At 53.2% G+C, this 25,723-nt stretch carries 31 protein-coding genes; 17 read left to right on the top strand and 14 right to left on the bottom strand.

Going from position 1 to position 25,723, the window contains the following annotated elements:
* Window positions 1-75 precede the first annotated feature (75 nt).
* Complete coding sequence (gene rnk / locus UC15_RS10295; RefSeq protein WP_112288356.1) at window positions 76-486, bottom strand: nucleoside diphosphate kinase regulator; 411 nt, start codon at window positions 484-486, stop codon at window positions 76-78.
* Window positions 487-884: 398 nt separating this feature from the next.
* Between rnk and UC15_RS10300 the strand changes: the two genes are divergently transcribed.
* The 10 genes from UC15_RS10300 to UC15_RS10345 all read left to right on the top strand — a co-directional run bounded on the left by UC15_RS10300 (window position 885) and on the right by UC15_RS10345 (window position 9,808).
* Window positions 885-1,235 (top strand): PRD domain-containing protein, encoded by a 351-nt coding sequence (locus tag UC15_RS10300; RefSeq protein ID WP_112288357.1) that lies wholly within the window; start codon window positions 885-887, stop codon window positions 1,233-1,235.
* A gap of 44 nt (window positions 1,236-1,279) precedes the next feature.
* Complete coding sequence (locus UC15_RS10305) at window positions 1,280-1,645, top strand: SFCGS family glycine-rich protein (RefSeq protein WP_112288358.1); 366 nt, start codon at window positions 1,280-1,282, stop codon at window positions 1,643-1,645.
* A complete protein-coding gene (locus UC15_RS10310) occupies window positions 1,645-1,944 on the top strand; it encodes a DUF4312 family protein (protein WP_112288359.1) in 300 nt (99 codons plus the stop codon). The genes UC15_RS10305 and UC15_RS10310 overlap by 1 nt, the downstream gene beginning before the upstream one ends.
* Before the next feature lie 32 nt (window positions 1,945-1,976).
* Window positions 1,977-2,753 carry a DUF4311 domain-containing protein gene (locus UC15_RS10315; protein ID WP_056776226.1) on the top strand — a complete coding sequence of 259 codons (777 nt, stop codon included), beginning with the start codon at window positions 1,977-1,979 and terminating at the stop codon, window positions 2,751-2,753.
* A 12-nt stretch (window positions 2,754-2,765) separates the two neighbouring features.
* The gene (locus tag UC15_RS10320) at window positions 2,766-3,413 is read left to right on the top strand and encodes a DUF4310 family protein (RefSeq protein WP_112288360.1); all 648 of its coding nucleotides are present in this window, start codon (window positions 2,766-2,768) and stop codon (window positions 3,411-3,413) included.
* A gap of 79 nt (window positions 3,414-3,492) precedes the next feature.
* Window positions 3,493-4,626 (top strand): amidohydrolase/deacetylase family metallohydrolase, encoded by a 1,134-nt coding sequence (locus UC15_RS10325; protein ID WP_112288361.1) that lies wholly within the window; start codon window positions 3,493-3,495, stop codon window positions 4,624-4,626.
* Complete coding sequence (locus UC15_RS10330) at window positions 4,616-5,743, top strand: DgaE family pyridoxal phosphate-dependent ammonia lyase (protein ID WP_112288362.1); 1,128 nt, start codon at window positions 4,616-4,618, stop codon at window positions 5,741-5,743. Before UC15_RS10325 ends, UC15_RS10330 begins: the two co-directional genes overlap by 11 nt.
* Complete coding sequence (locus UC15_RS10335; protein WP_112288363.1) at window positions 5,740-6,480, top strand: KDGP aldolase family protein; 741 nt, start codon at window positions 5,740-5,742, stop codon at window positions 6,478-6,480. Before UC15_RS10330 ends, UC15_RS10335 begins: the two co-directional genes overlap by 4 nt.
* Window positions 6,481-6,600: 120 nt before the next feature.
* Entirely contained in the window at window positions 6,601-7,800 is a 1,200-nt protein-coding gene (locus tag UC15_RS10340; RefSeq protein ID WP_112288364.1) for a lactonase family protein, read from the top strand.
* Between the two features lie 88 nt (window positions 7,801-7,888).
* The gene (locus UC15_RS10345; RefSeq protein WP_112288365.1) at window positions 7,889-9,808 is read left to right on the top strand and encodes a transcription antiterminator; all 1,920 of its coding nucleotides are present in this window, start codon (window positions 7,889-7,891) and stop codon (window positions 9,806-9,808) included.
* Between the two features lie 25 nt (window positions 9,809-9,833).
* On the opposite strand, the gene npr is transcribed toward UC15_RS10345, so the two are convergent.
* The 11 genes from npr to UC15_RS10400 form a co-directional block, all read right to left on the bottom strand.
* On the bottom strand, window positions 9,834-10,106 hold the full coding sequence (npr, locus tag UC15_RS10350) for a PTS phosphocarrier protein NPr (protein ID WP_112288366.1): 273 nt from the start codon (window positions 10,104-10,106) through the stop codon (window positions 9,834-9,836).
* Entirely contained in the window at window positions 10,103-10,957 is an 855-nt protein-coding gene (gene rapZ, locus UC15_RS10355) for an RNase adapter RapZ (RefSeq protein WP_013577261.1), read from the bottom strand. Before rapZ ends, npr begins: the two co-directional genes overlap by 4 nt.
* A gap of 67 nt (window positions 10,958-11,024) precedes the next feature.
* Window positions 11,025-11,507 (bottom strand): PTS IIA-like nitrogen regulatory protein PtsN, encoded by a 483-nt coding sequence (gene ptsN / locus UC15_RS10360; RefSeq protein ID WP_181955558.1) that lies wholly within the window; start codon window positions 11,505-11,507, stop codon window positions 11,025-11,027.
* 98 nt (window positions 11,508-11,605) lie between these two features.
* On the bottom strand, window positions 11,606-11,893 hold the full coding sequence (hpf, locus tag UC15_RS10365) for a ribosome hibernation promoting factor (RefSeq protein ID WP_013577259.1): 288 nt from the start codon (window positions 11,891-11,893) through the stop codon (window positions 11,606-11,608).
* 23 nt (window positions 11,894-11,916) lie between these two features.
* On the bottom strand, window positions 11,917-13,350 hold the full coding sequence (rpoN, locus tag UC15_RS10370; protein WP_112288367.1) for an RNA polymerase factor sigma-54: 1,434 nt from the start codon (window positions 13,348-13,350) through the stop codon (window positions 11,917-11,919).
* A 102-nt stretch (window positions 13,351-13,452) separates the two neighbouring features.
* The gene (gene lptB / locus UC15_RS10375) at window positions 13,453-14,178 is read right to left on the bottom strand and encodes an LPS export ABC transporter ATP-binding protein (protein ID WP_112288368.1); all 726 of its coding nucleotides are present in this window, start codon (window positions 14,176-14,178) and stop codon (window positions 13,453-13,455) included.
* Between the two features lie 5 nt (window positions 14,179-14,183).
* A complete protein-coding gene (gene lptA / locus UC15_RS10380) occupies window positions 14,184-14,741 on the bottom strand; it encodes a lipopolysaccharide ABC transporter substrate-binding protein LptA (RefSeq protein WP_112288369.1) in 558 nt (185 codons plus the stop codon).
* On the bottom strand, window positions 14,719-15,288 hold the full coding sequence (gene lptC, locus UC15_RS10385; RefSeq protein ID WP_112288370.1) for an LPS export ABC transporter periplasmic protein LptC: 570 nt from the start codon (window positions 15,286-15,288) through the stop codon (window positions 14,719-14,721). Before lptC ends, lptA begins: the two co-directional genes overlap by 23 nt.
* Window positions 15,285-15,851, bottom strand: a complete 567-nt coding sequence (gene kdsC / locus UC15_RS10390) for a 3-deoxy-manno-octulosonate-8-phosphatase KdsC (RefSeq protein ID WP_112288371.1) — start codon at window positions 15,849-15,851, stop codon at window positions 15,285-15,287. Before kdsC ends, lptC begins: the two co-directional genes overlap by 4 nt.
* 16 nt (window positions 15,852-15,867) lie before the next feature.
* Window positions 15,868-16,854 carry an arabinose-5-phosphate isomerase KdsD gene (gene kdsD / locus UC15_RS10395; RefSeq protein WP_112288372.1) on the bottom strand — a complete coding sequence of 329 codons (987 nt, stop codon included), beginning with the start codon at window positions 16,852-16,854 and terminating at the stop codon, window positions 15,868-15,870.
* A 19-nt stretch (window positions 16,855-16,873) separates the two neighbouring features.
* Window positions 16,874-17,851 carry a calcium/sodium antiporter gene (locus UC15_RS10400; protein WP_112288373.1) on the bottom strand — a complete coding sequence of 326 codons (978 nt, stop codon included), beginning with the start codon at window positions 17,849-17,851 and terminating at the stop codon, window positions 16,874-16,876.
* Between the two features lie 307 nt (window positions 17,852-18,158).
* Between UC15_RS10400 and mlaF the strand changes: the two genes are divergently transcribed.
* From mlaF to murA, 7 genes are all read left to right on the top strand, one after another.
* Entirely contained in the window at window positions 18,159-18,962 is an 804-nt protein-coding gene (gene mlaF / locus UC15_RS10405) for a phospholipid ABC transporter ATP-binding protein MlaF (RefSeq protein WP_112288374.1), read from the top strand.
* Between the two features lie 15 nt (window positions 18,963-18,977).
* Entirely contained in the window at window positions 18,978-19,775 is a 798-nt protein-coding gene (gene mlaE / locus UC15_RS10410) for a lipid asymmetry maintenance ABC transporter permease subunit MlaE (RefSeq protein WP_112288375.1), read from the top strand.
* Window positions 19,776-19,778: 3 nt separating this feature from the next.
* Complete coding sequence (gene mlaD / locus UC15_RS10415) at window positions 19,779-20,345, top strand: outer membrane lipid asymmetry maintenance protein MlaD (protein WP_112288376.1); 567 nt, start codon at window positions 19,779-19,781, stop codon at window positions 20,343-20,345.
* Between the two features lie 41 nt (window positions 20,346-20,386).
* On the top strand, window positions 20,387-21,019 hold the full coding sequence (gene mlaC, locus UC15_RS10420) for a phospholipid-binding protein MlaC (RefSeq protein ID WP_112288377.1): 633 nt from the start codon (window positions 20,387-20,389) through the stop codon (window positions 21,017-21,019).
* A complete protein-coding gene (mlaB, locus tag UC15_RS10425) occupies window positions 21,016-21,309 on the top strand; it encodes a lipid asymmetry maintenance protein MlaB (RefSeq protein ID WP_112288378.1) in 294 nt (97 codons plus the stop codon). The genes mlaC and mlaB overlap by 4 nt, the downstream gene beginning before the upstream one ends.
* A gap of 173 nt (window positions 21,310-21,482) precedes the next feature.
* On the top strand, window positions 21,483-21,737 hold the full coding sequence (gene ibaG, locus UC15_RS10430) for a BolA family iron metabolism protein IbaG (RefSeq protein WP_013577246.1): 255 nt from the start codon (window positions 21,483-21,485) through the stop codon (window positions 21,735-21,737).
* 67 nt (window positions 21,738-21,804) lie between these two features.
* Window positions 21,805-23,064: a UDP-N-acetylglucosamine 1-carboxyvinyltransferase gene (murA, locus tag UC15_RS10435; RefSeq protein WP_112288379.1), complete on the top strand. Its 1,260-nt coding sequence runs from the start codon at window positions 21,805-21,807 to the stop codon at window positions 23,062-23,064.
* 75 nt (window positions 23,065-23,139) lie between these two features.
* Here murA and degS read toward each other — a convergent pair whose 3' ends face one another.
* Together degS and degQ are read right to left on the bottom strand one after the other, a co-directional pair.
* Window positions 23,140-24,207, bottom strand: coding sequence for an outer membrane-stress sensor serine endopeptidase DegS (gene degS / locus UC15_RS10440; protein ID WP_112288380.1), 1,068 nt, complete (start codon window positions 24,205-24,207; stop codon window positions 23,140-23,142).
* An 87-nt stretch (window positions 24,208-24,294) separates the two neighbouring features.
* Entirely contained in the window at window positions 24,295-25,662 is a 1,368-nt protein-coding gene (degQ, locus tag UC15_RS10445; protein WP_112288381.1) for a serine endoprotease DegQ, read from the bottom strand.
* Window positions 25,663-25,723: the final 61 nt, after the last annotated feature.

Genomic DNA, 25,723 nt, shown 5'->3' on the forward strand with positions numbered 1-25,723 from the left:
AACCCTCCCCTTCGCAGGGGAGGGAGCCGTTCAGCGCGTTGCCTTCAACCTTCGCAGAACAAGGAGTTAACTGCCTTAACGTCTCAACTCCCCAGCCGCTTCCGGCTGAAACAACAATTCCAGCACTTCAATCCGGCTGTTCTCGCCATTTGGCATTTCCCACGTGATGCTTCCGCCTACGCGCAGCCCCAGCAGGGCGGCACCTAACGGCGCCATCACCGACAGTTGCTCGTTGCTGTCTTTGAGCGCAGCCGGATACACCAGCGTGCGGATGTGTTCTTCGCCGTCTTTACCTTCAGTAAAGCGAACCTTGCTGTTCATCGTAACCACGTCGGCCGGGATTTGCTCGGGTGGCAAAATCTCTGCGCGATCCAACTCTTCATTCAGTGCGTCGGCGACCGGGCTGTTGGCAAAAGCCGGTTGTGCCAGCAGTGTGTCCAGGCGTTCTGCGTCAAGTTCATTGATGATCAGTGTCGGTTTACTCATAACATTCTCCGTGGTTCCTTTTGCATCACCCGCTTCATGCGAGTGGGGTGCCGGTCGGCAAAAAATAACACCCCCGCGCGTTAACGCAGGGGTGTCAGTGATTTGCATGTGTTCTTTGATACTAGGCACTCTTAAGCGGAAATGAAAGCGTTGTGAGGGAATTAATCCGCATTGCGAAAAATCCGATTACCAGTGAAATACGCTGCTACAGACAGCAATATTCAGTGATATGCCGACTTAACTTTCCGTTTTGCGAATTGGATCTGCTCAGCTCATCGTATTTCCACTTTGAACTGGAAAAAGACCCACTACACAGGAAATCTTCCCGGAGTTAGGGTAAAGACAGACGAAATAAACGGCTGAAATAGTGAGTCAGGTAAGGAGAGAGGTAATCGCGAGTGAATAACGCAAGCGCATCTGTGAAAGGGATCGGGCGGATTGAATTGAAAGATGCTCCGGCCACAACAGAGCAAGTATTAAAAGATATTCAGACAATGCAAAGCGCGAAGAATATCTACACCACAGATGTTCAGTTGCAGATGTTAACGTCTCACGTAAAAGCCATGGTATTACGCGCCATTACCGGCGAGCCGTTACCAGAAGTCGAAAAAGATTTATTTGATGAGATTTCTGCCGAATCCATGCAAATGGCAGAAGAAGTGGTCAGCTGGTTCGGAAATTTACCGATTGAGGAAGCCTATTTGCTCTCGGTGCATTTTGAAGTCGCAAGAGACAACGAACCGAAATAACTTTTTTAGAATACCGCGAATTAATTAATCTGGAGATGTGAATTATGGGACAAGTATTAGTTGTGATCGGCGACCGTTTAGGTAAAGGCCAGAAAGTGGCGGCAGGCGTGGAAGCAGCTGGTGGCAAAGCCATTGTTGTCCCGGGTATGGCAGCAGATATGAAACTCGGCGACGTGATGAAAGCAGAAGGTGCCAGCTTAGGTATTTCCTTCTGCGGCAGTGGCGGCGCAGGTGCGATTACCGCACAAAATAAATATGGATATAAAGCCAAGTACGGGATGCGCTCAGTGGATGAAGGCGTCACGGCAATTAACGAAGGCTGTCTGGTATTAGGGTTCGGATTTATGGATAAAGAAGAACTGGGTCAGCGTCTGGTTGAAGCGTTTAACAAGAAGTATGGTCAGGCGTAATGAAGCAACAATTAACCACGACAGTTCGGGTTGAAGGAAAAGGCGAAAATAAGGCTGCCGCCTTTTCTTCCGCACTGAGTCAGGTTCAGAGGACTGTTCTCAAATCTTCCGCCAATAATGTCTTGCTGCGTATTGAACCGCAGGACGTCAAGGTAATAAAAGCAGAAGAGTCAGTGAAAAGAGAAAAGTTTCTGTTCTTTTTTCTGGCCAGGGAAAGAAAGAGTTATTACGTGGCGTTAGACATTATCGTCAACCTGACTGTTATTAATACGGAACAGGTAGTTTTTGTCATGAAATAAAAGCGTTAGCTATAAATGACAAGGATATACTGATGTTTTTAATTATTTTATTTAAGTCGCTTATTATCGGCGGACTGGTTGGCGTGGGTGTAGGTGCGGGTGCCGCACGTATGTTCCATGCGCCAACCGTGCAAGGAATGGGGGCTTTTCGTACGCTTGGGGAATTAAACTCCTGTGAAGGCGATCCGGCTTCGCATTTCTCATTCGGTCTGGGCTTCTTCTTTAACGCCTGGGCATCTTCCGTTGCAGCAGGTTCTTTCACGCAGGACGTTGACCACCGCATTATCCCTCACTGGGCTACCGCGGCGCTGATGTTCAAAAACCGCAATGTCGCCGAAACCATGCATGATCCACGCAAGATGGCGATTGCCGGCGGCATCATCGGCATGATTGTGGTGGCCTTCCTCAACACCACCGCGTCCGCCGTTCCTCCGGCGTTACAGGTTACCGCGATTAAAGTGCTGGTACCGGCGGCCAACCTGCTGGTGAACACTGTCATGCCGGTGATTTTCTGGCTGGCGGCGATTGATGCAGGGCGTCGTTCCGGTTTCTGGGCCACCATTTTTGGCGGTCTGGCGCAGATGATCATGGGTAACGCCGTACCGGGTCTGGTGCTGGGTATCCTGATCGGTAAAGGCGTCGAAGAAAGCGGCTGGAACCACGTGACCAAAGTGATGATGGCGGCGATTATCGCGCTGTTCGTCCTCAGCGGTTTCTTCCGTGGTTTCGACGTCAAACTGTTGCAGTCATTCATGCTGGACGTCCCGACATGGCTGAACGGCATTCACAATTCACTCAGCGGTAAGTAAGGGAGCATGACAATGGAAGAACAAGCCAAACGTGGTTTCTGGTACGCCGAGTGGTCGTTCCCGATTTTTGTCGGACTGCTGTCTTCCGGCGTTTTCGCCGGGACACACATGTATTACCTGTACGGCATCGGCGCATTTAACGAAGTGGCGTTTGTGTCGATGTTGCGCTCGGGCATGGACACCGGTGTGTACGGCGCAGTGGCGGCCTTCGGTGCCAGCTTCCTGTTTGCCCGCATCATCGAAGGTTCACTGGTCGGTATTCTCGATATCGGCGGCGCAATCCAGACCGGTATTGGTCTGGGCGTTCCGGCGATGCTGCTGGGTGCAGGGTTTATTTTCCCGGTGGCGAACTTCGCCGCTTCGCTGGTCACCGGCCTGATCCTCGGTTTAGCCGTTGGTTACATCATCATTCTGGCGCGTAAATTCACCATCAATCAGAGCAATTCAACCTACGGCGCTGACGTGATGATGGGCGCGGGTAATGCCTCCGGCCGCTTCCTCGGGCCGTTGATTATCCTGTCAGCGATGGCGGCCTCGATTCCGATCGGTCTGGGTTCACTGCTCGGCGCACTGGGTTTCTATCTGTGGCAGAAGCCTATCACCGGGGGGGCGATCCTGGGTGCCATGATCCTGGGCGCTATCTTCCCGGTTTCATTGTAAGAACAGCAACATAGAAGCAAATCAGCAGTAAAGCGGGCGTCGGGAATATTCCTGACGCCCGGATTATGGAGAACGTCGTATGTATGACTTAATCATCCGGCAGGCATTACGCACAGACGGCAGCCTGACTGATATTGCAATTCAGGACGGCAAATTCGCCGCCATTGGCACGCTGGCAGCCGATGCCACTGCCCGCCAGACTCTCAATCTTCAGGGCAAGGTTTATGCCAGCGCAGGCTGGATTGACTCCCACGTTCACTGTTACCCCAAATCGCCGATTTATCATGACGACGCCGATCTGATTGGCGTCGCCTGTGGTGTCACCACTGTGGCGGATGCCGGCAGCACCGGCGCGAATGATGTCGACGATTTCTATCAGATAACCCGTGCGGCGAAAACCAACGTCTACGCGTTTCTGAATATCGCCCGCACCGGCATTGTCACGCAGAACGAACTGGCGGATATGACGCAGATCGACAAAGTCGGCGTGCGTGACGCCATCGCGCGAAATCCCGGTTTTATCATCGGTATTAAAGCGCGCATGAGCAGCAGCGTGGTCGGCCAGAACGGCATCAAGCCACTGGTGCGCGCAAAAGAAATTCAGCAGGAAAACGACGACCTGCCGCTGATGGTGCATATCGGTAATAACCCGCCGAACCTCGATGAGATCGCGGATTTGCTGACGTCGGGCGACATTATCACCCACTGCTACAACGGCAAACCGAACCGCATTCTCTCGCCGGAAGGCGTGCTGCGCGATTCCATTAAACGTGCGCTGAGCCGCGGCGTATTGCTGGATGTCGGTCACGGCACCGCGAGTTTCAGTTTCGACGTGGCGGAACTGGCCATTAAGCAGGGCATTTTGCCGCACACCATCAGTTCCGATATTTACTGCCGTAACCGTATGAACGGCCCGGTGCATAGCCTGGCGACCGTCATGTCGAAGTTCTTTAGCGTCGGTATGACCCTGACGCAGGTGATTGACTGCGTCACCTCACACGCCGCTGACGCGCTGCGCCTGCCGGCTAAAGGCCGCCTGGAAGCCGGCGCTGATGCAGACCTGACCCTGTTCGAGCAGCGTTTTGCGCCACAGGTGTTTGTCGATTCCGAAGGACAGTCCGTGAAGGGCGAAAGTTTGCTGGTGCCTCTGGCCGCTGTGGTCGCGGGCGTCACCCTGTTAACCGAAGAAGGGAAATCTGCTCATGTCTTCTGAACAATCGTTATATGAAAAATATGATTTAAAAAAGGTTATTAACGCATCTGGTCGTATGACGGCGCTGGGCGTTTCCACGCCGCGCGAGGAAGTCGCCGCGGTAGTGAATACCGGTCTGAATCATTACTTCGAGATGAAAGATCTGGTGAATAAAACCGGCGCTTACATTGCGAAACTGCTGAACGTAGAAAACGCCGTGGTGGTGTCCTGTGCTTCCGCCGGGATCGCGCAGTCCGTAGCGGCGGTGATCGTCAAAGATGATGCGTGGCTGCTGGAAAACCTGCACGCCGCACCGCTGGACATCCCGCACGATATCGTGCTGCCAAAAGGCCATAACGTGAATTACGGTGCGCCGGTGGGCACGATGGTCACCATGGGCGGCGGCAAAGTGGTGGAAGCCGGTTACGCCAATGAATGTTCTGCCGCGCAGCTTGCTGCCTGCATCACGCCGCGTACCGCCGCCATCATGTACATCAAATCGCACCACTCAGTGCAGAAAAGCATTCTGTCCGTTGCGGAAGCTGCTGAAGTGGCGCGTGCGCATAATCTGCCGCTGATCGTCGATGCTGCCGCAGAAGAAGACCTGACCTGCTACTACGAGATGGGCGCAGATCTGGTGATTTACAGCGGCGCGAAAGCCATTGAAGGGCCAACCAGCGGTCTGGTGCTCGGCAAAAAACAGTACGTCGAATGGGTAAAACTGCAATCGGGCGGGATTGGTCGCGCGATGAAAGTCGGCAAAGAAGGCATTCTTGGCCTGACGCAGGCGATCGAAAGCTACATCACGCTGCCGAAAACCACCGGGCAGGAAATGGTCGACAAGATGACGCCATTTATCGCCAGCCTGAATGAAATCAACGGCGTTACCGGTCGCGTAGTCTGGGACAGTGCAGGACGTGATATCGCCCGCACGGAAATCACTTTCGATGAAGCGGTGCTGGGCTGGGAAACCAAAGACATTGTGGACGCCATGAAAAACGGCGATATCGCGATTTATTTCCGTGGCTACCGCGCCAACGAAGGCAAGATTGAAGTCGATGTGCGCAGCGTGACGCCACCGCAACTCGCCGTCGTCGCACAACGTTTTAAACAACTTTTTAGCGGAGAGAAAGCATGAAGCTGACCCCAAATTTCTACCGTGACCGCGTGTGCCTGAATGTGCTGGCGGGCTCGAAAGACAATGCCCGTGACATCTACGAAGCGGCAGAAGGTCATGTGCTGGTCGGCGTGCTTTCCAAAAATTATCCGGATGTCGCGAGCGCAGTGGCGGACATGAAAGAGTATGCCGCTCTGATTGAAAACGCGTTGTCCGTCGGTCTGGGCGCGGGCGATCCACGTCAGTCGCTGATGGTCAGCCAGATTTCTGCGCAGGTTCAGCCGCAGCACGTCAATCAGGTCTTTACCGGCGTCGGTACCAGCCGTGGAATGCTTGGGCAAAACGACAGCGTGGTCAACGGTCTGATTTCACCGACCGGTAAACCCGGCTTTGTGAAGATCAATACCGGACCACTGAGTTCTGCTTCTGCGGACGCCATTGTGCCGGTGGAAACCGCCATTGCACTGCTGAAAGATATGGGCGGCAGCTCGGTGAAATATTTCCCGATGGGCGGCCTGAAAACCCGCGATGAATTCGCTGCCGTGGCCCGAGCCTGTGGGGAACAGGATTTCTGGCTGGAACCGACCGGCGGCATCGATTTAGAAAACTTCGAGCCGATTATGGAAATCGCGCTGTCGGCGGGCGTGACCAAAATCATCCCGCATATTTACAGCTCAATCATCGACAGCGCATCGGGTAACACCCGTCCTGAAGATGTGAAAACCCTGCTGGCCAGCGTCAAAAAGCTGCTGGGCTGAGGGTTCTGACCTTTCCTGCGCGGTAAGCCGTCTGCGCGGTTAAACACCCTGCATCTCTCAGCGACTGAGCGGGTGCAGGGTTCTCTCGTTTGTCTGATATCCCAAATTCTGAGGAAATGTATGAGAAACTGGTTTCTGATTTCAGGTTTAACCTCCGCGATGCTGGCAGTGTCTGCCATGCCGCTCTATGCAGCAGAAAAAACAATGACTCCGACGACTCCTTATTTTGCTTACGTCGGCACCTACAACCCGAACGGGGAAGGTGTCTACCGCTTTAAACTCGATCCGAAAACCGGCGCGCTGAGTGATAAAACGCTCGCCAGCCAGCTGCCGAATCAGGCGCAGATGGTACTCAGCCACGACGGTAAAACGCTGTTTATCGGCAGTGAAATTGATAATTACAACGGCGGCAAACATGGCGCTGTGGCGGCCTACCGCATTGCGCCGGAAGACGGCAGCCTGACGCTGATTAACCAGGTGGATTCACAGGGTGCAGGGCCGGTGTATTTGTCGCTGACGCCAAAAGGTGATTATTTGCTGGTGGCGAACTACATCAGCGGCGTGGTGGCGGTGTTCCCGGTGGATGCCAGCGGAAAGCTGAGTGAAGCCAGCCACCGCCAGCAGGATTCCGGTCCGGCGGGGGCAGGCAAACCGGCAGCGGCGGCGGAGGGTAGTTTTGCCATCAGCGACCATAACGGGCCGCACGCGCACATGATCGCCACCGATCCTTCCGGCAAATTTGTGTTCTCCACCGATCTCGGGCTTGACCGGATCTATCAGTGGAAACTCAACAGCGAAACCGGCGTGCTGGAAGCCAACGATCCGCCGTTCATCAAGGCCTCTTCAGCAGGTGCAGGACCGCGCCATTTTGTGTTCCATCCGAACGGCAAAGTGGTTTTCCTGATCAACGAGGAAGCGTCGACCCTGACCAGTTATCGCTTTGATACCACCAAAGGCACGCTGACGGAGCTGCACAGCCTGTCATCGCTGCCGGCCGGTTTCAAAGGCACCAACTTTGCGGCAGGGATTGTGCTGAGCAAAGACGGCAGGCATCTGTACGTAGCGAACCGCCTGCATAACAGCATCGCGCAGATTAACGTGACCGGCGAAGGCGCAATGACCTGGAGTGATGAAACCTGGACGCGTGGCGATTATCCACGAACGCTTACGTTGTCACCGGACGGCAAATATATTTACGCAATGAATCAACGAAGCGATAACATCACCAGATTCAAGGTTTCTGGCGAAAACGGCAAACTGTCATTCGTTGATGATTATGTGGCTGTGGGCAGTCCGTCACAGATGGTGATTGCGCCCTGATAACGTACTGCGTCTGAACTAAACCTTCTGCGTGGAAACTTTCCCGGTGACTGCGCAGAGGGAGTATCCGCAATAATATGGAAGAACAATGGTGAGATTTCCCAATCAACGTCTGGCGCAACTGTTTGATGCGCTGCAAACCGAAACCCTTCCTCAGGATGAGCTGGCAAAACGTCTGTCTGTGTCGACGCGCACGGTGCGTGCCGATATTACTGCGCTGAATGAAATCATCGCCGATTTTGGCGCGACCTTTGTTCACAGCCGTGGCAGCGGGTATCAGCTGCGGATTGACGATCAGACGCTTTTCTCAACGTTACAGCAATCGACGCAACGCAAACCGAATCCGACGCCGCGCACTGCCGCTGAGCGGGTGAAAACGTTGCTGATCCGCTTTTTGACCTCAGCTTTTTCATTGAAGCTGGAAGATCTGGCCGATGAATGGTTTGTCAGCCGGGGAACCCTGCAAAATGATATGGCTGAGGTGAGGGAGCATCTGGCTCGCTATCACCTGAATATCGAAACCAAGCCGCGCTACGGCATGAAACTGTTCGGTGCAGAACTGGCGATCCGCGCCTGTCTGACCGATCTGCTGTTCCAGCTGGATGCCGAGGAACAGGCGAATCCGCTGCTGAAGGCGGAAAGTCTGGAGCCGGAAGCGCTGGTCCCGCTGACACGCTTTATGCATCAGGTGCTGACGCAGTCTTCTGTTCAGCTGACCGATGAGGGCGAGCAGTATCTGATTTTGTACTGCGCGGTGGCGATTAAGCGCATTACCGGCGGTTACCCGCTGACCGATTTTGATGCGGAAGACGGTGACCCGGCGGTGAAGCAGGTTTCCGTACGACTGGCGGCTGAGCTCAGAAATCTCGTCGGCAAGGAAATTCCTGCCTCTGAGGAAGCTTATCTGCGGGTGAATATCGCCGCGCGCCGCGTGCAGCAAATCCTGCCGACCGACATTAACGCCGACGATGACGAAGCGCTGGTCGATTACATTCTGTCGTATATCAATTCGCACTATAACTATGATTTGCAGGGCGATAAGCAGCTGCGTGCTGACCTGCTGACGCACATTAAGACCATGATTACCCGGGTGAAATATCAGATAAATATCCCGAATCCGCTGCTGAACAATATCAAACAGCATTACCCGATGGCCTATGACGTCACGCTGGCGGCGGTCTCCAGCTGGGGAAAATACACGCCGTATACGCTGAGTGAAAACGAGATTGGTTTTCTGGTGCTGCATATCGGCGTCGGGCTGGAGCGGCATTACAATATCGGCTACCAGCGGCATCCGCAGGTGATGCTGGTGTGCGACACCGGCAATTCAACCATCCGCATGATCCAGGCGCAGATTAACCGTAAGTATCCGCAACTGGTGATGAAACAGGTGGTTTCGCTGCGTGATTACGAGCAGCTGGAGCATATCGACGAAGATTTTATTATTTCCAACGCCCGCATTACCGAGAAGAATAAGCCGGTGGTGGTGTTGTCGCCGTTTCCGACCGAATACCAGATGGAACAGCTCGGCAAGCTGGTGCTGGTCGACCGCACACGGCCTTATATGCTGGAAAAATTCTTCGACGAAAAGCACTTCATGATCGTCAACGAACCGATGACGCAGGGCGAGTTGTTCCGCCATGTGTGTTCACAGCTGGAAGAAGAAGGATATGTCGATCAGGCGTTTTACCCGTCGGTGGTCGAGCGTGAAGAGATTGTCTCGACCATGCTGGGCGAAGGGATTGCGCTGCCGCACTCGCTGGGACTGCTGGCGAAGAAAACCGTGGTGATTACGTTGCTTTCGCCGCAGGGCATTGCCTGGGGAGAAGGGGAAACCGCGCACGTGATTTTTCTGCTGGCGATCAGCAAGGCGGATTACGAAGAAGCGATGGCGATTTACGATTTGTTCGTGACGTTTGTGCGGGAACGCTCAATGAGCCGTTTGCTGAGCAGTGAGAATTTTGAAAGCTTCAAGGCCATTGCAATCGACTGTTTAAGCCGCATTTAATACGGCTCAAATAGTGCTTCAATTATTAGTCTTCGTCAAAACCTGAATTAATCAGATTTACGACGGCGCTGAGAGCCTGTTCTTCATCTGGCCCGGTGGCTTCGATTTCGATTTTCTGACCTTTCGGGGAATCGAGCATCAGCAGCGCGATCACGCTGCTGGCTTCCGCTTCAATGCCTGTGCCGTTGCGCAGCATCACTTCTGATTCAAAGCTCTGCACCAGTTCAAATAACTTCATCGCCGGACGGGCATGCATCCCTAACCGGTTTTTGATTTCTACCGTTTGTTTTACCGTCATGATTTACGTTTTTCCAGCGTGCGATGGCGGGATTGCACGTTCTTCCCGCGGGAACGGAAATAGTCGGCCAGTTGCTCTGCGATATACACCGAACGGTGCTTACCGCCGGTACAACCAATGGCGACGGTCAGATAGCTGCGGTTGTTGGTTTCCAGCATCGGCAGCCATTGTTCAAGGTAGCTGCGGGTCTGGTAGATAAAGTTGTGCACTTCGGTATGACGGTCGAGGAACGCCGCCACCGGTTTGTCTAGGCCGGTCATCGGACGTAGTTTCGGATCCCAGTGCGGGTTCGGCAGGAAGCGTACATCGAATACGTAATCAGCATCAATCGGAATGCCGTGTTTGAAACCAAAGGATTCGAAGACCATCGTCAGTTCACGTTCGCGTTTACCCAGCAGGCGGGTACGCAGCATTTCTGCCAGTTCGTGAACGGACATTTCGGACGTGTCGATGATGAGATCAGCAGACGAACGCAGAGGCTCGAGCAGATCGGCTTCTTCATCAATGGCACTTTCGAGGGAGAGATTTTTGCTGGAAAGCGGGTGCAGACGACGGGTGTCGCTGTAGCGGCGGATCAGCGTGTTGCGGTCGGCGTCAAGGAACAACAGCTGCGGTGAGAAGCTCTCCGGCAGTTGTGACATCGCGTACTCATAAACTTCCGGGGTTTCCGGCATGTTACGCACGTCAATGCTGACGGCCGCTGACGTATTACGTTCAACGAGGGTCTGGGCAAGCTGCGGCAATAACACCACCGGCAGGTTATCCACACAGTAAAAACCCATGTCTTCCAATGCCCGTAGGGCAACCGATTTCCCGGAACCGGAACGGCCGCTGACAATCATCAGCACCATGGTGTCACTCCCCTGGCATTCAGTGTTCAGAATTCATTTTCCCGGCACCGTACCGGGAATCAGCAATTTAATCGTTTTCAGTCATTATCTGGAACAGTTCTTCATCGCTCTGCGCACCACGAAGGCGGCGACACACTGTTTTATCAGCTAATTTCTTAGCCACCAAAGATAATGTATGTAAATGGGTTTTACATTGATCTGCCGGTACCAGCAAGGCAAAAAGTAAGTCTACCGGCTGATTATCGATGGCATCAAAAGCGATCGGTTGTTCCAGCTGAATGAACACGCCGACGGCACGTAACGTATCTTCTTCCAGCTTACCGTGCGGGATGGCGATCCCGGCACCGATCCCGGTGCTGCCCATACGTTCACGGGTCAAAATAGCGTCGAAAATCACCTGTGGCGACAAATTAAGTTGTCTGGCTGCCAGTTCGCTGATGATTTCCAGTGCGCGTTTTTTGCTGGCGCAATGAACGCCGCTTTTGGTGCATTCGGCATTAAGCACCGACGTTAATTGCATTGCTATATCGTTGATCATGTCATCTTTCACTTTTGCGCTGTTTCACCCTTAAAGCTATATCGGCTCGTTTCCCGAAGGTCACAAGCCGATGCCCGAAGGTTTGTAGCACAGGGTTGGCTACATGAATGTCAGTGCTGTTTCAGTTTGTCTTTATGTTTATTCAGCTGGCGGGCCAGTTTATCAACCAGTCCGTCAATCGCTGCGTACATATCCTGATGTTCCGAGGTGGCATGTAACTCGCCTCCATTCACATGCAAAGTCGCTTCGGCAACTTTTTGCACCTTTTCCACGCTCAACACCACATACACCTGATTAATCCTGTCGAAATACTGCTCAAGCTTGGCCAGCTTCGACGTGATGAACTCTCTCAGGGGATCCGTGATCTCAATGTGATGTCCGGTAATGTTGAGCTGCATAATGTCTTCCTTCTCTGTTGAGGTCAAACTAACTGTTTACGTTGGTTTGAGGGCGGGATGGACAAAGACTCTCGGTATTTGGCGACGGTTCGTCGTGCAACCATAATTCCCTGATCGGAAAGCAGGGTCGCTAACTTACTGTCACTGAGCGGTTTTACAGGATTCTCCGCTGCGATTAATTTCTTCACCAGCGCCCGGATGGCGGTTGACGATGCCTCGCCGCCGCTGTCTGTACTGACATGGCTGGAAAAGAAATACTTCAGTTCGAAAATGCCACGCGGGCTGTGCAGAAACTTCTGCGTCGTGACGCGTGAAATCGTCGATTCGTGCATTTCTACGGCGCTGGCGATATCAGCCAGCACCATAGGTTTCATAAATTCTTCACCCAGTTCAAAGAACGCCTGCTGCTGCTCAACGATACAGCGCGTGACTTTCAACAGCGTGTCGTTACGGCTTTCCAGGCTTTTGATTAACCATTTGGCTTCCTGCAGGTTGCTGCGGATAAACTGCCCGTCGCTGTCGCTGCGTGCGGAATTCCCCATCGCGGCGTACTGCTGGTTAATCTTCAGACGCGGAATGCTGTCCGAATTGAGTTCAACCGTCCAGACTCCTGACACTTTGCGCACCAGCACATCCGGGATCACGTATTCGGATTCGCCGGTATTGATCGACTGGCCCGGACGCGGATCAAGAGACTGGATCAGGAGCATCGCTCCTTTCAGTGTATCTTCTTTTAACCGGGTTGATCGCATAAGTGCGCGGAAATCATGGTTCGCCAGCAAATCCAGATGTTCGCTGATGATAAGACGGGCTTCGGTGATGAAAGGCGTGTCGGTCACATACTGGGAAAGCTGGATCAGCAGGCAGTCGCGCAGGTCGCGCGCGGCCACGCCGACCGGGTCAAAACGCTGTACGCGTTTGAGCACGGCTTCCACTTCGTCCATCGTGACGTTTTCATCCCCGATGCTTTCCAGAATGTCGTCAAGAGAAACGGTGAGGTAACCGGTGTCATCGACCGCATCGACAATGGACGTCGCAATCGCCGCATCAGTATCTGAGAACGGCGTCAGCTCGACCTGCCACATCAGGTAATCCTGAAGGGTCTGGGTGGTTTCACCCTGATAAATCGGCAGCTCGTCGTCGCTGTAATCATTACCGGTGCCGGAAGGCGTGCCCGCGGTATAGATTTCATCCCAGGTCGCATCCAGCGGCAGCTCTTCGGGCATGTCTTTTTGCTCGAGTGCTTCGCGGGTATCTAACCCTTCGCTGTCGGTGGCTTCTACCGAGTCGATTTCTTCATGAAGGTCGGTTTGTTCCAGCAGAGGGTTGCTCTCCAGCGCGAGTTGGATCTCCTGTTGGAGCTCAAGCGTGGACAATTGCAACAGGCGGATGGCCTGTTGTAACTGTGGAGTCATTGCCAGTTGTTGGCTGAATCTGAGTTGCAAACCTTGCTTCATATCTTGGCTTTATTTCCGTTGATGAGTGAAAACGGCAACACTTCTGTCAGAGACGGCCTGTTTCATTTTAAGGCGAAACAGGCACGGTTCCGGCGGCACAGATCACAGACGGAATTCTTCACCAAGATAAACGCGTTTAACTTGTTCATCAGCAAGAATATCGGCTGGCGTGCCGTGGGCGATTAACTTGCCCTGACTGACGATGTAAGCGCGTTCACACACGTCGAGCGTTTCGCGAACGTTATGGTCGGTGATCAGTACGCCGAGGCCACTGTCACGCAAATGCTCAATGATTTTTTTGATGTCGATAACTGAAATCGGGTCAACACCGGCGAACGGTTCATCCAGCAGAATGAATTTAGGGTTCGCCGCCAGCGCGCGGGCGATTTCAACACGACGGCGTTCACCACCGGACAGTGACTGACCGAGGTTATCGCGCAAATGAGAAATATGGAACTCTTCCATCAGTTCATTGGCGCGATCGTTACGCTGTTCTTTGTTCAGATCGTCGCGGATCTGCAACACGGCCATCAGGTTATCAAACACGCTGAGGCGGCGGAAAATGGACGCTTCCTGAGGAAGATAGCCAATACCGCGACGGGCGCGGGTATGCAATGGCAACAAGCTGATGTCTTCGTCATCGACGATAATACGGCCTGCATCACGCTGCACGATGCCAACGACCATGTAGAAGGTCGTGGTTTTACCGGCACCGTTTGGCCCTAATAACCCGACGATTTCGCCGGAGTTGACCATCAGGCTGACATCTTCAACGACCTTGCGGCCTTTGTAGGCTTTTGCCAGATTCTCTGCGATTAATTTAGCCATAAAAATCAGTTACTCTTTTTGGTCGGCTGGCCCGCCGCTGCAGGTGTTTTCTGTTGCAGCTGCGAAGGAACCAGAACGGTCGTCACACGGTTGCCTTTATCACTGAAGGCTTCCATTTGCTGTTTCTGCACCAAATACGTAATACGGTCGCCTTTCACGTTGCTGTCGAGCTGTTCAAGGTAAGCGTTACCGGTTAGGGTCACCAGATCGTTTTCCACTTCATAGCGGACTTTCTGCGCATGGCCTTTTACCGGCTTGCCGTTGTCCTGCATCTGATAGAAGGTCACCGGGTTACCGTAACCTTCAACCACTTCTTTGCCGGAAACGCCTTGCGGGCGGATGACGACAACTTTGTCCGCTTTAACCTGGATCGTGCCCTGGTTTACCACCACATTACCGGTAAAGGTCGCGGTATTGGTGTTCACGTCCAGCGCCTGATTAGCCGAATCAATGGTAATCGGTTTGGTCGTGTCATCTTTCAGGGCGAATGCCGGAACGCTGACGGCTAACAATGAGCTGACGATCAGGAGATTACGGATTTTATTTTTTGCTTTGAATTTCATAAGAGGTCGTTACCTTTTCGATCAGCTCTGCTGTTTTATCACGCAGATTACCACGCATTTTCATGCCGTTAGATGTAAAACCTGTGCCATAAAGCGTTACTTCATCATCTGAGGCAACGTCCTGTGTCGTCAGGTTAACCCGTGCATTGTCCGTTTTGATTCTTTGCAACTGAGAAGTCTCAGGTGTCAGGCTGTCTGCCTGCACATGCCCGTAAAGATACAGCATTTTATCCTGAGTCAGCTTGGCCTTGTCAGAATGCAGCACCCACGTCGGGACTTTGTTTTTGTCGTACATGGTCGCTACCGGATTGGTAAACCATGTCACCTGATCAGTGGTGTAATATTTCACCTGATCTGAAACCAGTTTATACGTCAGGCTACCCAGCGGATCGTACACCATCGTGACGGTGTGGGAGCTCTGGTAGGTCGGATCCTGATCGTTGACCGCCGGCTGGACGTCATCGCTGTTGTCAGACATTGACCAGCCGATCAGCACCAGAACGATGGCTGTCAGCGCCAGAATAATCCAAAGTCTTGTTTTACTCATATCGACAGCCCTTTGGCGTCCTCCAGCTTACCCTGTGCCAGTAAAATCAAATCGCACAATTCGCGTACTGCACCACGTCCGCCGGCAATTCGGGTGACATAATGCACTTTCGGCAACAAGATGGGATGCGCGTCCTGAACGGCCACGGAAAGACCAACTTCAGCCATAACCGGCCAGTCGATCAGGTCATCACCGATGTAGGCCACTTCTTCGGCCCGCAAAGACAGTGTATCTAACAGTTCGCGGAAGGCCAAAAGCTTATCCGATTGTCCCTGGTACAAGTGGCGTATACCGAGGGTTTCAGCGCGATCTTCCAGTAATTTCGCATTGCGGCCTGTAATAATCGCGACCTCGATGTCCGAAGTCAGCAGGCAGCGGATACCGTAACCGTCGCGAACGTTAAAACTTTTCAGCTCTTCTCCCTGATTTCCCATGTAGATCAGGCCATCAGACATCACGCCATCTACATCGCAAATCAGCAGGCGGATAGCTTTCGCCCGTTCCAGCACTTGCGTGCTGACCGGACCGTAGCAAGTTTCCACCAGGGCTGCGCTATTACTCATTCAGGGGATTCCTCAATTAAACTACGCCAGCGCGCAGCATGTCGTGCATATGTAACACACCCAGCAACTGGTCACCATCAGCAACCATCACGCAGGTTATGTTTTTTTCCTGCATTAAATTCAGCGCATCCACCGCCAGAAGAGAAGGGCGGACGCGGATACCCCCGGTCGTCATGACATCGGCAATCGAGGCTTCGTTGATGTTAACGCCCATATCGAAGATGCGGCGTAAATCACCATCGGTAAAGATACCTTCGATCCGCATCAGGTCGTTGCAGATAACCGTCATGCCGAGATTCTTGCGGGTGATTTCCAGCAAGGCATCACGCAAAGACGCGTCACGGCTGACATGCGGAATTTCATCACCGGTGTGCATGATATCGCTCACGCGCAGTAAGAGCTTGCGACCCAGTGCTCCGCCCGGATGGGAAAGGGCGAAATCTTCGGGTGTGAAACCGCGAGCTTCCAGTAAAGCCACCGCCAGCGCATCGCCCATGACCAATACCGCCGTGGTGCTGCTGGTCGGTGCCAGACCCAGCGGGCAGGCTTCTTTGGGGACTTTCACGCAAAGATGCACATCAGCTGCTTTGCCCATGGTGCTTTCCGGATTAGACGTCATGCAGATAAGCGTGATGTCCAGACGTTTGAGTACCGGGATCAGCCCGAGAATTTCATGTGCTTCGCCGGAATTGGAAATCAGGATCACAACGTCCTGTTTCGACACCATGCCCAGATCACCGTGGCTGGCTTCGCCCGGATGGACAAAGAAAGCCGGTGTGCCGGTGCTGGCAAAGGTCGCTGCCATCTTGCGACCAATGTGGCCGGATTTGCCCATGCCCATCACGACGACTTTGCCGTTGCAGGCGAAGATTTTTTCGCATGCACGGGTAAAATCGCCGTTAATGTATTGATCTAACTGCTCAAGTCCTTCTCGTTCTGTTTTCAGCACATCACGCCCGACGGCCTGAAAATCAAAGTCTGAGGCGAAGTTAACGTTAGCCATAGTCAGTTCCTGACAAAGTTCAGAAGGCAATGCTGTCCGGCAACAGGAACAGAACCGCCATATAGGCGATAAATCCACACAGTAACAGTGCGCCGGCGAGATGGCCGATACGATGTTTACGCATCAGGCACAGCCCGGAAAGCACGATACTGACCGCCAGCATGACCCAGTAATCGCGATGAAACGCGTCCGGGTTGAACGAGCCTGGCGCAACCAGCGCGGGTAATCCCAGCACCAGACAGGTATTAAAAATATTCGCACCAATGATATTGCCCAGTGCGATATCATCTTCGCCCTTAATGGCACCGGCGATAAACGTCGCGAGTTCCGGCAGGCTGGTGCCGATGGCGATGACCGTCAGGCCAATCACCAGTTCGCTGACGCCAAAGTAACGGGCAATCACTGTACTGTTGTCGACAATCATGCCCGACGCCAGCGGCATGATGATAAAGCCCAGTGCCAGCCACAGAAATGCCACGGTGTTGCTGCTGTCCTGAGGAAGTTCGGACATCTGCTCGTACGTCAGCGTATCCAGCCCTTCTTTTTCGGCCGCGCGGGCGATTTTTATCACCAGCATCATAAACACTGCGGCACTGGCCAGCAGCAGAACGCCGTCAAACCGGCTGAGTTCACCGTCACTTAGCACAAAACCACAGAGTGCTGTGACCAGTAACAATAAAGGGAGTTCGCGGCGTAATATATCAGAACGAACGGAAAGTGGATGAATCAGGGCTGCACCGCCCAAAATCAGAAGAATATTAATGATATTCGAACCAATTGCGTTTCCGACGGCCAAATCCATCTGATCATTGATGGCGGCTGTGGTAGAAACCACCAGTTCCGGGAGAGATATTCCGACGCCGACGACGGTCATGCCAATCACCAGCGGAGGTATGCCTATTGAGCGTGCCAACACTGCGGCTCCGTACACCAGACGATCGGCGGCGTAAACTAACAGTAACAAGCCGACAATCATCAGTACGATAGCGAGAAGCATGAAACATCCTTTATTGGGTATAATGCGAGGTTCGTTGCCTTTGCAGGCAGGCGATTCCTTCGTCAACATGAGCTAAGGCAACATTTTCTCTGAAAACAAGGCCTGCAGGTTCCTGTATGTTAGACGATGAAGGCTTTTAATTTAAAATGATAATTCATCGATTTTGACCGTCTGTGGCGGAAAAGTAAAACGATGGCAACTTTGGTAACGAAACCGGGGTAAGTTTTTGTAAAAATACCAAAGTTATACGACACCCCATCTGGGTCAGACGTATTCTTAGCGAAAGTATTCCGAAGGGATAAACTGAATGAGTCAAAGCGAATCGAATCTGGTTGAGATCAAGGGCATGAGCTTCGTGCGTGGCGATCGTCCCATTTTCGAAGAGATCAATATGACCGTGCCACGCGGCAAAGTCACCGCCATTATGGGGCCTTCGGGGATCGGTAAAACCACCTTGCTTCGCCTGATCGGCGGGCAACTTGCGCCAAGTAGTGGGGAAATCTGGTTCGACGGAGACAACATTCCGACGTTGTCACGCCGTAAGCTGTACGAATCCCGCAAGAAAATGAGCATGTTGTTTCAGTCCGGTGCATTGTTTACTGACCTGACGGTGTTCGAGAATGTGGCATTCCCGTTGCGTGAGCACAGTAAATTACCGGAAGAACTGCTGCGCAGCACCGTGACCATGAAACTCGAAGCGGTAGGGTTACGCGGTGCCGGTGACCTGATGCCTGCTGAGTTGTCTGGCGGGATGGCGCGTCGTGTGGCGCTGGCGCGTGCGATTGCGCTTGATCCAGAACTCATCATGTTTGATGAGCCTTTTGTGGGTCAGGATCCGATCACTATGGGCGTGCTGGTAAAGCTTATCGATGAACTTAACCATGCGCTGGGCGTGACCTGTATCGTCGTCTCTCATGACGTACCTGAAGTACTCAGTATTGCGGATTATGCATATATTGTGGCGGCACAGCATGTCATTGCTGAAGGTACACCAGAGGAATTGCAGAATAACCCTGATCCGCGAGTTCGCCAGTTCCTCGACGGTATTGCCGACGGACCGGTGCCTTTCCGTTTTCCTGCCGGTGATTACAAAACCGAGCTGCTCGGATAATGGAGTTCCTGATAAATGTACCTTGTTTTGAAAATAAATAGGGCCTTAGCCTCTGTCGGGCGCCGCGGAATAAACACCTGTGCGTCTTTTGGCCGTGCCGGTCTGATGCTCTTTCGGGCGTTGGTCGGTAAGCCGCAATTTGCCAAACAATGGCCGCTGCTGATCAAACAGCTCTACAGCGTTGGCGTGCTTTCCCTGCTGATCATCCTGGTTTCCGGTCTGTTTATCGGCATGGTACTGGGCTTGCAGGGATACCTGATTTTAACCACCTACAGCGCTGAGGCCAGCCTCGGCATGATGGTGGCGCTTTCCCTGCTGCGTGAGCTGGGTCCTGTGGTGACGGCGCTCCTGTTCGCCGGTCGTGCGGGTTCTGCGCTGACCGCTGAGCTGGGTCTGATGAAAGCTACCGAGCAGATTTCCAGTCTGGAAATGATGGCTATCGATCCGCTGCGCCGCGTTGTGGCACCGCGTTTCTGGGCTGGCCTGATTTCCATGCCTCTGCTGACGGCGATTTTTGTCGCAGTCGGGATCTGGGGCGGCTCGCTGGTCGGCGTGGACTGGAAAGGCATCGATAGCGGATTCTTCTGGTCAGCGATGCAAACTTCCGTAGACTGGCGGACTGACCTGCTTAACTGCCTGATTAAAAGCCTTGTTTTCGCTATCACCGTGACCTGGATTGCGTTGTTCAATGGCTATGATGCGATACCGACGTCCGAAGGGATCAGCCGGGCAACGACACGTACTGTGGTGCATTCGTCACTGGCGGTGCTGGGATTGGATTTTGTGCTGACAGCACTGATGTTTGGAAATTAAACCATGCAAACGAAAAAGAGTGAAATCTGGGTAGGCGCATTTTTGATCATCGCACTGATTGCGGTGTTATTCCTGTGTCTGAAAGTGGCCGACATCCGTTCTATCGGCTCTGACCCGACTTACCGCATTTCTGCGGACTTCGACAATATCGGCGGCCTGAAAAGCGGTTCTCCGGTCAAAGTCGGCGGTGTGGTGATTGGTCGCGTCAGCAGCATATCGCTTGATAAAAACTATTCTCCACGCGTAGAAATGGATATTGACCAGAAGTACAACCAGATCCCGAGCACCAGTACGCTGGCTATCCGCACCTCGGGTTTACTGGGCGAGCAATTCCTGGCGCTGAACATTGGTTTTGAAGACCCTGACATGGGAACGACTATCCTTAAAAACGGTGGCGTCATTCAGGACACCAAATCGGCGCTGGTTCTCGAAGACCTGATTGGCCAGTTCCTTTATAAGAGCGGCGACGGGAAAGCGGATCCGGATGCAGGGGCTGCGACCGCAGCACCCGCGGGCGATTCTGCCCCTGCGCCAGACGCTAACACGGCTCCACAACCGGCTGCTCATTAAGAACTTGCTACTACGGATTCTCCATCAAAGAGGAAATGATTATGTTTAAACGTTTAGTGATCGCCGCACTGCTGGTGGTTATGGCTCCGCTGGCCAATGCCGCAGTTGATAAAACCAACCCTTACAGCGTGATGAATGAAGCGGCGAACAAAACCTTCACCCGCCTCAAAACCGAACAGCCGAAAATCAAGCAGGATCCTAACTACCTGCGTCAGATCGTGCGTGAAGAACTTCTGCCATACGTGCAGATCAAATACGCCGGTGCGCTGGTGTTAGGTCGCTACTATCAACAGGCGACCCCTGCACAACGTGAGGCGTATTTCGCCGCGTTCTCTGACTATCTGCAACAGGCATATGGCCAGGCGCTGGCGATGTACAACGGCCAGAACTATACCGTGCAGCCGGAACAGTCTTACGCAGATAAAGACATTATTGCTATCCGCGTGACCATTACCGATCCGAACGGTCGTCCGCCAGTGCGTCTGGATTTCCAGTGGCGTAAAAACAGCCGTACCGGCGAATGGCAGGCATACGACATGATCGCCGAAGGCGTCAGTATGATTTCGACCAAGCAAAACGAATGGGCGGATATCCTGCGTCAGAAAGGGATTGATGGTCTGACTGCGCGTCTGAAACAAGCTGCCGCAGAACCGATTACCCTGGATAAAAAATGAGTGAAGCATTGCGCTGGGAATCGCAGCCGCCGCGACTGACGTTGCACGGTGAACTGGATCGCGAAACGCTGGTCCCCTTCTGGGATGCGCGCAAAAAGCTGATGTCCGGGATTACCTGTCTGGATGTTTCCGGGCTGGAGCGTGTGGATTCTTCCGGTCTGGCGCTGTTAGTGCATTTGCGTGAAGAGGCCAGCCAGCAGGGCGTTTCTCTGACGGTGGCTGGTATCACCGACAGACTGAATACTCTGATTGCGCTCTACAATCTGCAGGATATTATTCCGGCTGCCTGAGCAAATAAGCCAGCAGTTCCGGTAAGTTAGGCGGCTGAAGACGTACCGTCGCCTGGCGCTCTCCAAAGCCCCTGTGCGAAACTCTTGCTCAGGGGCTTTTTCGTGGTTTAAGAATTGCGCCGATCCCTATAAGATATCGGGCTGTTATGATTCTTCAGAAGAATAGATCCCCTATGGAAACGAGTGAAATTAAAGACGTGCTGATGAACGCATTGGCACTGGACGAAGCCCACATTACTGGCGATGGCAGTCATTTTCAGGCCATTGTCGTTGGTGCGATGTTTGATGGCATGAGCCGCGTGAAAAAACAACAGACCGTTTACGCCCCGCTGATGGAATACATCGCCGACAACCGAATCCATGCACTGTCTATCAAGGCTTATACCCCTGAAGAATGGGCGCGTGACCGTAAACTGAGCGGTTTATAAGACTGCCGGAGTTCCGGCAGCTTCCTCATATCTGACCTGTCGTTTAAATGAATAGAGAGCAGTCATAATGGATAAATTTCGTGTACAGGGTGGGACTCGTCTAAGCGGCGAAGTCACTATCTCTGGTGCAAAAAATGCAGCACTTCCTATTTTGTTTGCCGCACTGCTTGCTGAAGAACCTGTTGAACTCCAGAACGTTCCTCACCTGAAAGATATCGATACCACCATCAAACTGCTGAGCCAGCTGGGCACCAAAATCGAACGTAACGGTTCGGTCTTTGTGGATGCCAGTGCGGTAAACGAGTTTTGTGCGCCATACGATCTGGTGAAAACCATGCGTGCTTCCATCTGGGCGCTGGGTCCGCTGGTGGCGCGTTTTGGTCGTGGCGAAGTTTCCCTGCCGGGCGGTTGTGCTATCGGCGCACGTCCTGTTGACCTGCACATCACCGGTCTGGAACAACTGGGCGCAACGATCGTGCTGGAAGAAGGCTACGTGAAAGCGTCCGTAGACGGTCGGCTGAAAGGCGCACACATCGTGATGGATAAAGTCAGCGTCGGCGCGACAGTCACCATCATGAGTGCCGCTACACTGGCCGAAGGCACCACCATTATTGAAAACGCCGCACGTGAGCCGGAAATCGTTGATACTGCGAATTTCCTGAATACGCTGGGCGCGAAAATCACCGGCGCGGGCACCGACAGAATCACCATCGAAGGCGTTGCACGTCTGGGTGGCGGTGTTTATCGCGTAGTGCCGGACCGTATTGAAACCGGGACTTTCCTGGTGGCGGCGGCGATTTCCGGTGGCAAAATTGTCTGCCGTGAAGCCCGTCCTGATACGCTGGATGCCGTTCTGGCGAAACTGCGTGAAGCTGGTGCGGAAATCGAAGTGGGCGAGGACTGGATCAGTCTCGACATGCATGGCAAACGTGCTAAAGCGGTGACGTTCCGCACTGCGCCGCATCCGGGCTTCCCGACTGACATGCAGGCACAGTTCAGCCTGCTGAACCTGGTGGCTGAAGGCACCGGCGTTATCACCGAAACCATCTTCGAAAACCGTTTCATGCATATTCCTGAGCTGATCCGTATGGGCGCTCACGCTGAAATCGAAGGCAGCACTCTGATTTGTCATGGCGTTGAAAAACTGTCTGGCGCTCAGGTGATGGCGACCGATTTGCGCGCTTCCGCCAGCCTGGTTCTGGCCGGCTGTATTGCAGAAGGCGTGACAGTCGTTGACCGTATTTATCACATCGATCGTGGCTATGAGCGTATCGAAGATAAACTGCGTCAGCTGGGTGCAAAAATCGAGCGTTTTAAAGGCGAGTAATTCCTGAGCCTGACGCAATAAAAAAGCCGGAAGGGGAGACCTTTCCGGCTTTTTCGTTTCTGTCTTCAGCAGTTATCAGTGATCAGGGTATTCCTGCACGGTGACCTGCAAGGTCAGCTGCTGACCATCACGGATGATTTTAACCGGGATCACCGTGCCAGGGCGGACTTCCGCCACCTGATCCATCGTCTCAATCGCGGAAACAGCCGGTTTATTATTCACGTTAACAATCACATCCCGCACCTGCATACCCGCATTTGCCGCCGGACCGTTCGGGGTGACTTCATTAACCACAATCCCCTGAATGCGATCCAGTCCGCTGTTCGGCCCGTGCAGAGGCGATACCTCGCGGCCGCTGATGCCGATATAACCGCGAATGACGCGACCATCACGAATAAGCTTGCCCATCACTTTGGTGGCCAGCGCTGTCGGGATTGCAAAGCCAATGCCTTCCGGCGTCGCACCGTCATTACTCTGGTCAAATGACAGCGTGTTAATCCCCATCAGCTCACCCAGTGAGTTCACCAGCGCACCGCCGGAGTTCCCCTGGTTGATTGAGGCATCGGTTTGCAGGAAGTTCTGGCGACCGGACGGACTAAGACCGATACGACCGGTGGCACTGATAATGCCTTGTGTGACGGTCTGCCCGAGGTTATACGGGTTACCAATCGCCATAACCACATCACCGACATGCGGAGTCCGGTGTGAGTTAATCGGGATCACCGGCAGATTTCCGGCGTTGATTTTGAGTACCGCCAGGTCAGTCAGGCTGTCAGAACCGACCAGCAAGGCTTCAAATACGCGGCCATCTTGTAGCGCCACGATGATCTGATCGGCATTATTAATGACGTGCTTGTTGGTCAGGATATAGCCGTTGTCATTCATGATAACGCCGGAACCCAGCGTGCGAATGGCCAGTTCGTTTTGCGAACTGTTACCCATGTTGCGGTTATAGACGTTCACGACGGCAGGAGCCGCGTGACGAACGCCCGAGTTATAGCTGACAGGTTCTTCGCTGGTTTGGGTGAAATTGCGTTCGAACAGCGGGTCTGTGATGTTTTTACGCAACATAGGTACCGCCGCCAGCAAAATGCCAGCAACAATCAGGCCGATAACAGCGGATCTCAATAGCTTAACAAACATGGGTGTATGGGATGCGAGATAAAAAGTGAGGGAAGAATAGCATGAGTTAATCGGACGCAGCAGCACCTGCGTCCGATTTTCAACGCTTTACGGCATGAATAAGTAGATATTCTGCCCTTTACGCACAATGCTCAGCGCAATCAGGTCCGGTTTGCTTTCCAGAATTTTGCGGAAGGCGGCAAGATTCTCAAGCGGCTCACGGTTTACGCCGATAATCACATCGTCTTTTTGCAGACCTATCTGATCAGCCGGTGTGCCTTTCTTCACGTCATCGACATGTACGCCTTTAGCATTTTTATCTGCCGGATCGCTGAGTGTCACACCCTGCAAGGCAGGATTGAGTTTCTCAATGCTGACTTCCACGGCCGGGCTTTTATCCAGCGTGACGTTCACGGTCATCGGTTTGCCATCGCGCAGCAAACCAATCTGCATGGTAACGCCCGGACCGGCGGTACCGACTTTCGCACGTAATTCTGCAAAGCTGCTGAGCTTTTTGCCCTGAAGTGTGACCAGCACGTCACCGGATTTAATCCCGGCTTTTGCTGCCGCCGAATCAGGCAGCACTTCATTGACGAACGCGCCACGCTGGCTGTCGAGTTTAAATGCCTGTGCCAGTTCCGCCGTCATTTCACTGCCGCGGATCCCCAGCAGGCCACGTTTCACTTCGCCGAATTCAATCAGCTGATGGCTGAGGTTTTTCGCCATGTTTACCGGGATAGCAAAGCCGATACCAACGCTACCACCCTGGGAAGAAATAATGGCGGTATTGATGCCAATCAGTTCACCTTTCAGGTCGAGCAGGGCTCCGCCGGAGTTGCCGCGGTTAATCGAGGCATCGGTCTGAATAAAGTTTTCCAGCCCTTCAAGGTTCAGGCCGCTGCGACCAAGAGCAGACACAATACCGGATGTCACGGTCTGACCGAGCCCGAACGGGTTGCCGACGGCGACCGCAAAATCGCCCACGCGCAGATTATCTGAATCGGCCATGGTGATTTGTGTGAGATTTTTCGCATCGATCAACTGGATGACAGCGATGTCAGACTGATCGTCTTTACCGATGAGCTTGGCTTTATATTCGCGGCCATCGTTGAGCTGAACGCTGATCTTGTCAGCGTTATTCACGACGTGATTGTTAGTCAGCACGTAGCCTTTAGCGGCATCAATAATAACGCCCGAGCCCAGACCTTCAAAAGGCTGCGGCCCTGCATTTGGCTCCGGATCTTGCTGACCAAAGAAGAATTTGTATTCCGGTGGCACATCCGCACTTGGCGGCTGCGTGCCGGAAACCTGAACGCCCACGACGGCCGGCAGCACTTTATCCAGCATCGGTGCCAGGCTCGGCAAAGGTTGTCCCTGAACTTGTGTCGGTAAAGCAGCATTCGCCATAGGCGCAGAAGCGAAAGTTAATCCAAGGCTAACAGCTAACACACTGAGCAAAAATGACTTTTTCTTCATCACGATAACTCTCTCGCTTTCTGTAAGGGACGTTAGTTATGGACAATAGAACGATGATTCA

Origin of the sequence: Rahnella sp. AN3-3W3, from assembly GCF_003263545.1 — a bacterium.
In the GTDB taxonomy this organism is placed as follows: Bacteria; Pseudomonadota; Gammaproteobacteria; order Enterobacterales; family Enterobacteriaceae; genus Rahnella; species Rahnella variigena.

What these genes read in the sequence shown, in the direction of transcription:
- rnk (WP_112288356.1), bottom strand. Translation starts at nt 486, where the DNA reads ATGAGTAAACCGACACTGATCATCAATGAACTTGACGCAGAACGCCTG.
- UC15_RS10305 (WP_112288358.1), top strand. Translation starts at nt 1,280, where the DNA reads ATGGGACAAGTATTAGTTGTGATCGGCGACCGTTTAGGTAAAGGCCAG.
- UC15_RS10310 (WP_112288359.1), top strand. Translation starts at nt 1,645, where the DNA reads ATGAAGCAACAATTAACCACGACAGTTCGGGTTGAAGGAAAAGGCGAA.
- UC15_RS10315 (WP_056776226.1), top strand. Translation starts at nt 1,977, where the DNA reads ATGTTTTTAATTATTTTATTTAAGTCGCTTATTATCGGCGGACTGGTT.
- UC15_RS10320 (WP_112288360.1), top strand. Translation starts at nt 2,766, where the DNA reads ATGGAAGAACAAGCCAAACGTGGTTTCTGGTACGCCGAGTGGTCGTTC.
- UC15_RS10325 (WP_112288361.1), top strand. Translation starts at nt 3,493, where the DNA reads ATGTATGACTTAATCATCCGGCAGGCATTACGCACAGACGGCAGCCTG.
- UC15_RS10330 (WP_112288362.1), top strand. Translation starts at nt 4,616, where the DNA reads ATGTCTTCTGAACAATCGTTATATGAAAAATATGATTTAAAAAAGGTT.
- UC15_RS10335 (WP_112288363.1), top strand. Translation starts at nt 5,740, where the DNA reads ATGAAGCTGACCCCAAATTTCTACCGTGACCGCGTGTGCCTGAATGTG.
- UC15_RS10340 (WP_112288364.1), top strand. Translation starts at nt 6,601, where the DNA reads ATGAGAAACTGGTTTCTGATTTCAGGTTTAACCTCCGCGATGCTGGCA.
- UC15_RS10345 (WP_112288365.1), top strand. Translation starts at nt 7,889, where the DNA reads ATGGTGAGATTTCCCAATCAACGTCTGGCGCAACTGTTTGATGCGCTG.
- npr (WP_112288366.1), bottom strand. Translation starts at nt 10,106, where the DNA reads ATGACGGTAAAACAAACGGTAGAAATCAAAAACCGGTTAGGGATGCAT.
- rapZ (WP_013577261.1), bottom strand. Translation starts at nt 10,957, where the DNA reads ATGGTGCTGATGATTGTCAGCGGCCGTTCCGGTTCCGGGAAATCGGTT.
- hpf (WP_013577259.1), bottom strand. Translation starts at nt 11,893, where the DNA reads ATGCAGCTCAACATTACCGGACATCACATTGAGATCACGGATCCCCTG.
- rpoN (WP_112288367.1), bottom strand. Translation starts at nt 13,350, where the DNA reads ATGAAGCAAGGTTTGCAACTCAGATTCAGCCAACAACTGGCAATGACT.
- lptB (WP_112288368.1), bottom strand. Translation starts at nt 14,178, where the DNA reads ATGGCTAAATTAATCGCAGAGAATCTGGCAAAAGCCTACAAAGGCCGC.
- lptA (WP_112288369.1), bottom strand. Translation starts at nt 14,741, where the DNA reads ATGAAATTCAAAGCAAAAAATAAAATCCGTAATCTCCTGATCGTCAGC.
- lptC (WP_112288370.1), bottom strand. Translation starts at nt 15,288, where the DNA reads ATGAGTAAAACAAGACTTTGGATTATTCTGGCGCTGACAGCCATCGTT.
- kdsC (WP_112288371.1), bottom strand. Translation starts at nt 15,851, where the DNA reads ATGAGTAATAGCGCAGCCCTGGTGGAAACTTGCTACGGTCCGGTCAGC.
- kdsD (WP_112288372.1), bottom strand. Translation starts at nt 16,854, where the DNA reads ATGGCTAACGTTAACTTCGCCTCAGACTTTGATTTTCAGGCCGTCGGG.
- UC15_RS10400 (WP_112288373.1), bottom strand. Translation starts at nt 17,851, where the DNA reads ATGCTTCTCGCTATCGTACTGATGATTGTCGGCTTGTTACTGTTAGTT.
- mlaF (WP_112288374.1), top strand. Translation starts at nt 18,159, where the DNA reads ATGAGTCAAAGCGAATCGAATCTGGTTGAGATCAAGGGCATGAGCTTC.
- mlaE (WP_112288375.1), top strand. Translation starts at nt 18,978, where the DNA reads ATGTACCTTGTTTTGAAAATAAATAGGGCCTTAGCCTCTGTCGGGCGC.
- mlaD (WP_112288376.1), top strand. Translation starts at nt 19,779, where the DNA reads ATGCAAACGAAAAAGAGTGAAATCTGGGTAGGCGCATTTTTGATCATC.
- mlaC (WP_112288377.1), top strand. Translation starts at nt 20,387, where the DNA reads ATGTTTAAACGTTTAGTGATCGCCGCACTGCTGGTGGTTATGGCTCCG.
- mlaB (WP_112288378.1), top strand. Translation starts at nt 21,016, where the DNA reads ATGAGTGAAGCATTGCGCTGGGAATCGCAGCCGCCGCGACTGACGTTG.
- ibaG (WP_013577246.1), top strand. Translation starts at nt 21,483, where the DNA reads ATGGAAACGAGTGAAATTAAAGACGTGCTGATGAACGCATTGGCACTG.
- murA (WP_112288379.1), top strand. Translation starts at nt 21,805, where the DNA reads ATGGATAAATTTCGTGTACAGGGTGGGACTCGTCTAAGCGGCGAAGTC.
- degS (WP_112288380.1), bottom strand. Translation starts at nt 24,207, where the DNA reads ATGTTTGTTAAGCTATTGAGATCCGCTGTTATCGGCCTGATTGTTGCT.
- degQ (WP_112288381.1), bottom strand. Translation starts at nt 25,662, where the DNA reads ATGAAGAAAAAGTCATTTTTGCTCAGTGTGTTAGCTGTTAGCCTTGGA.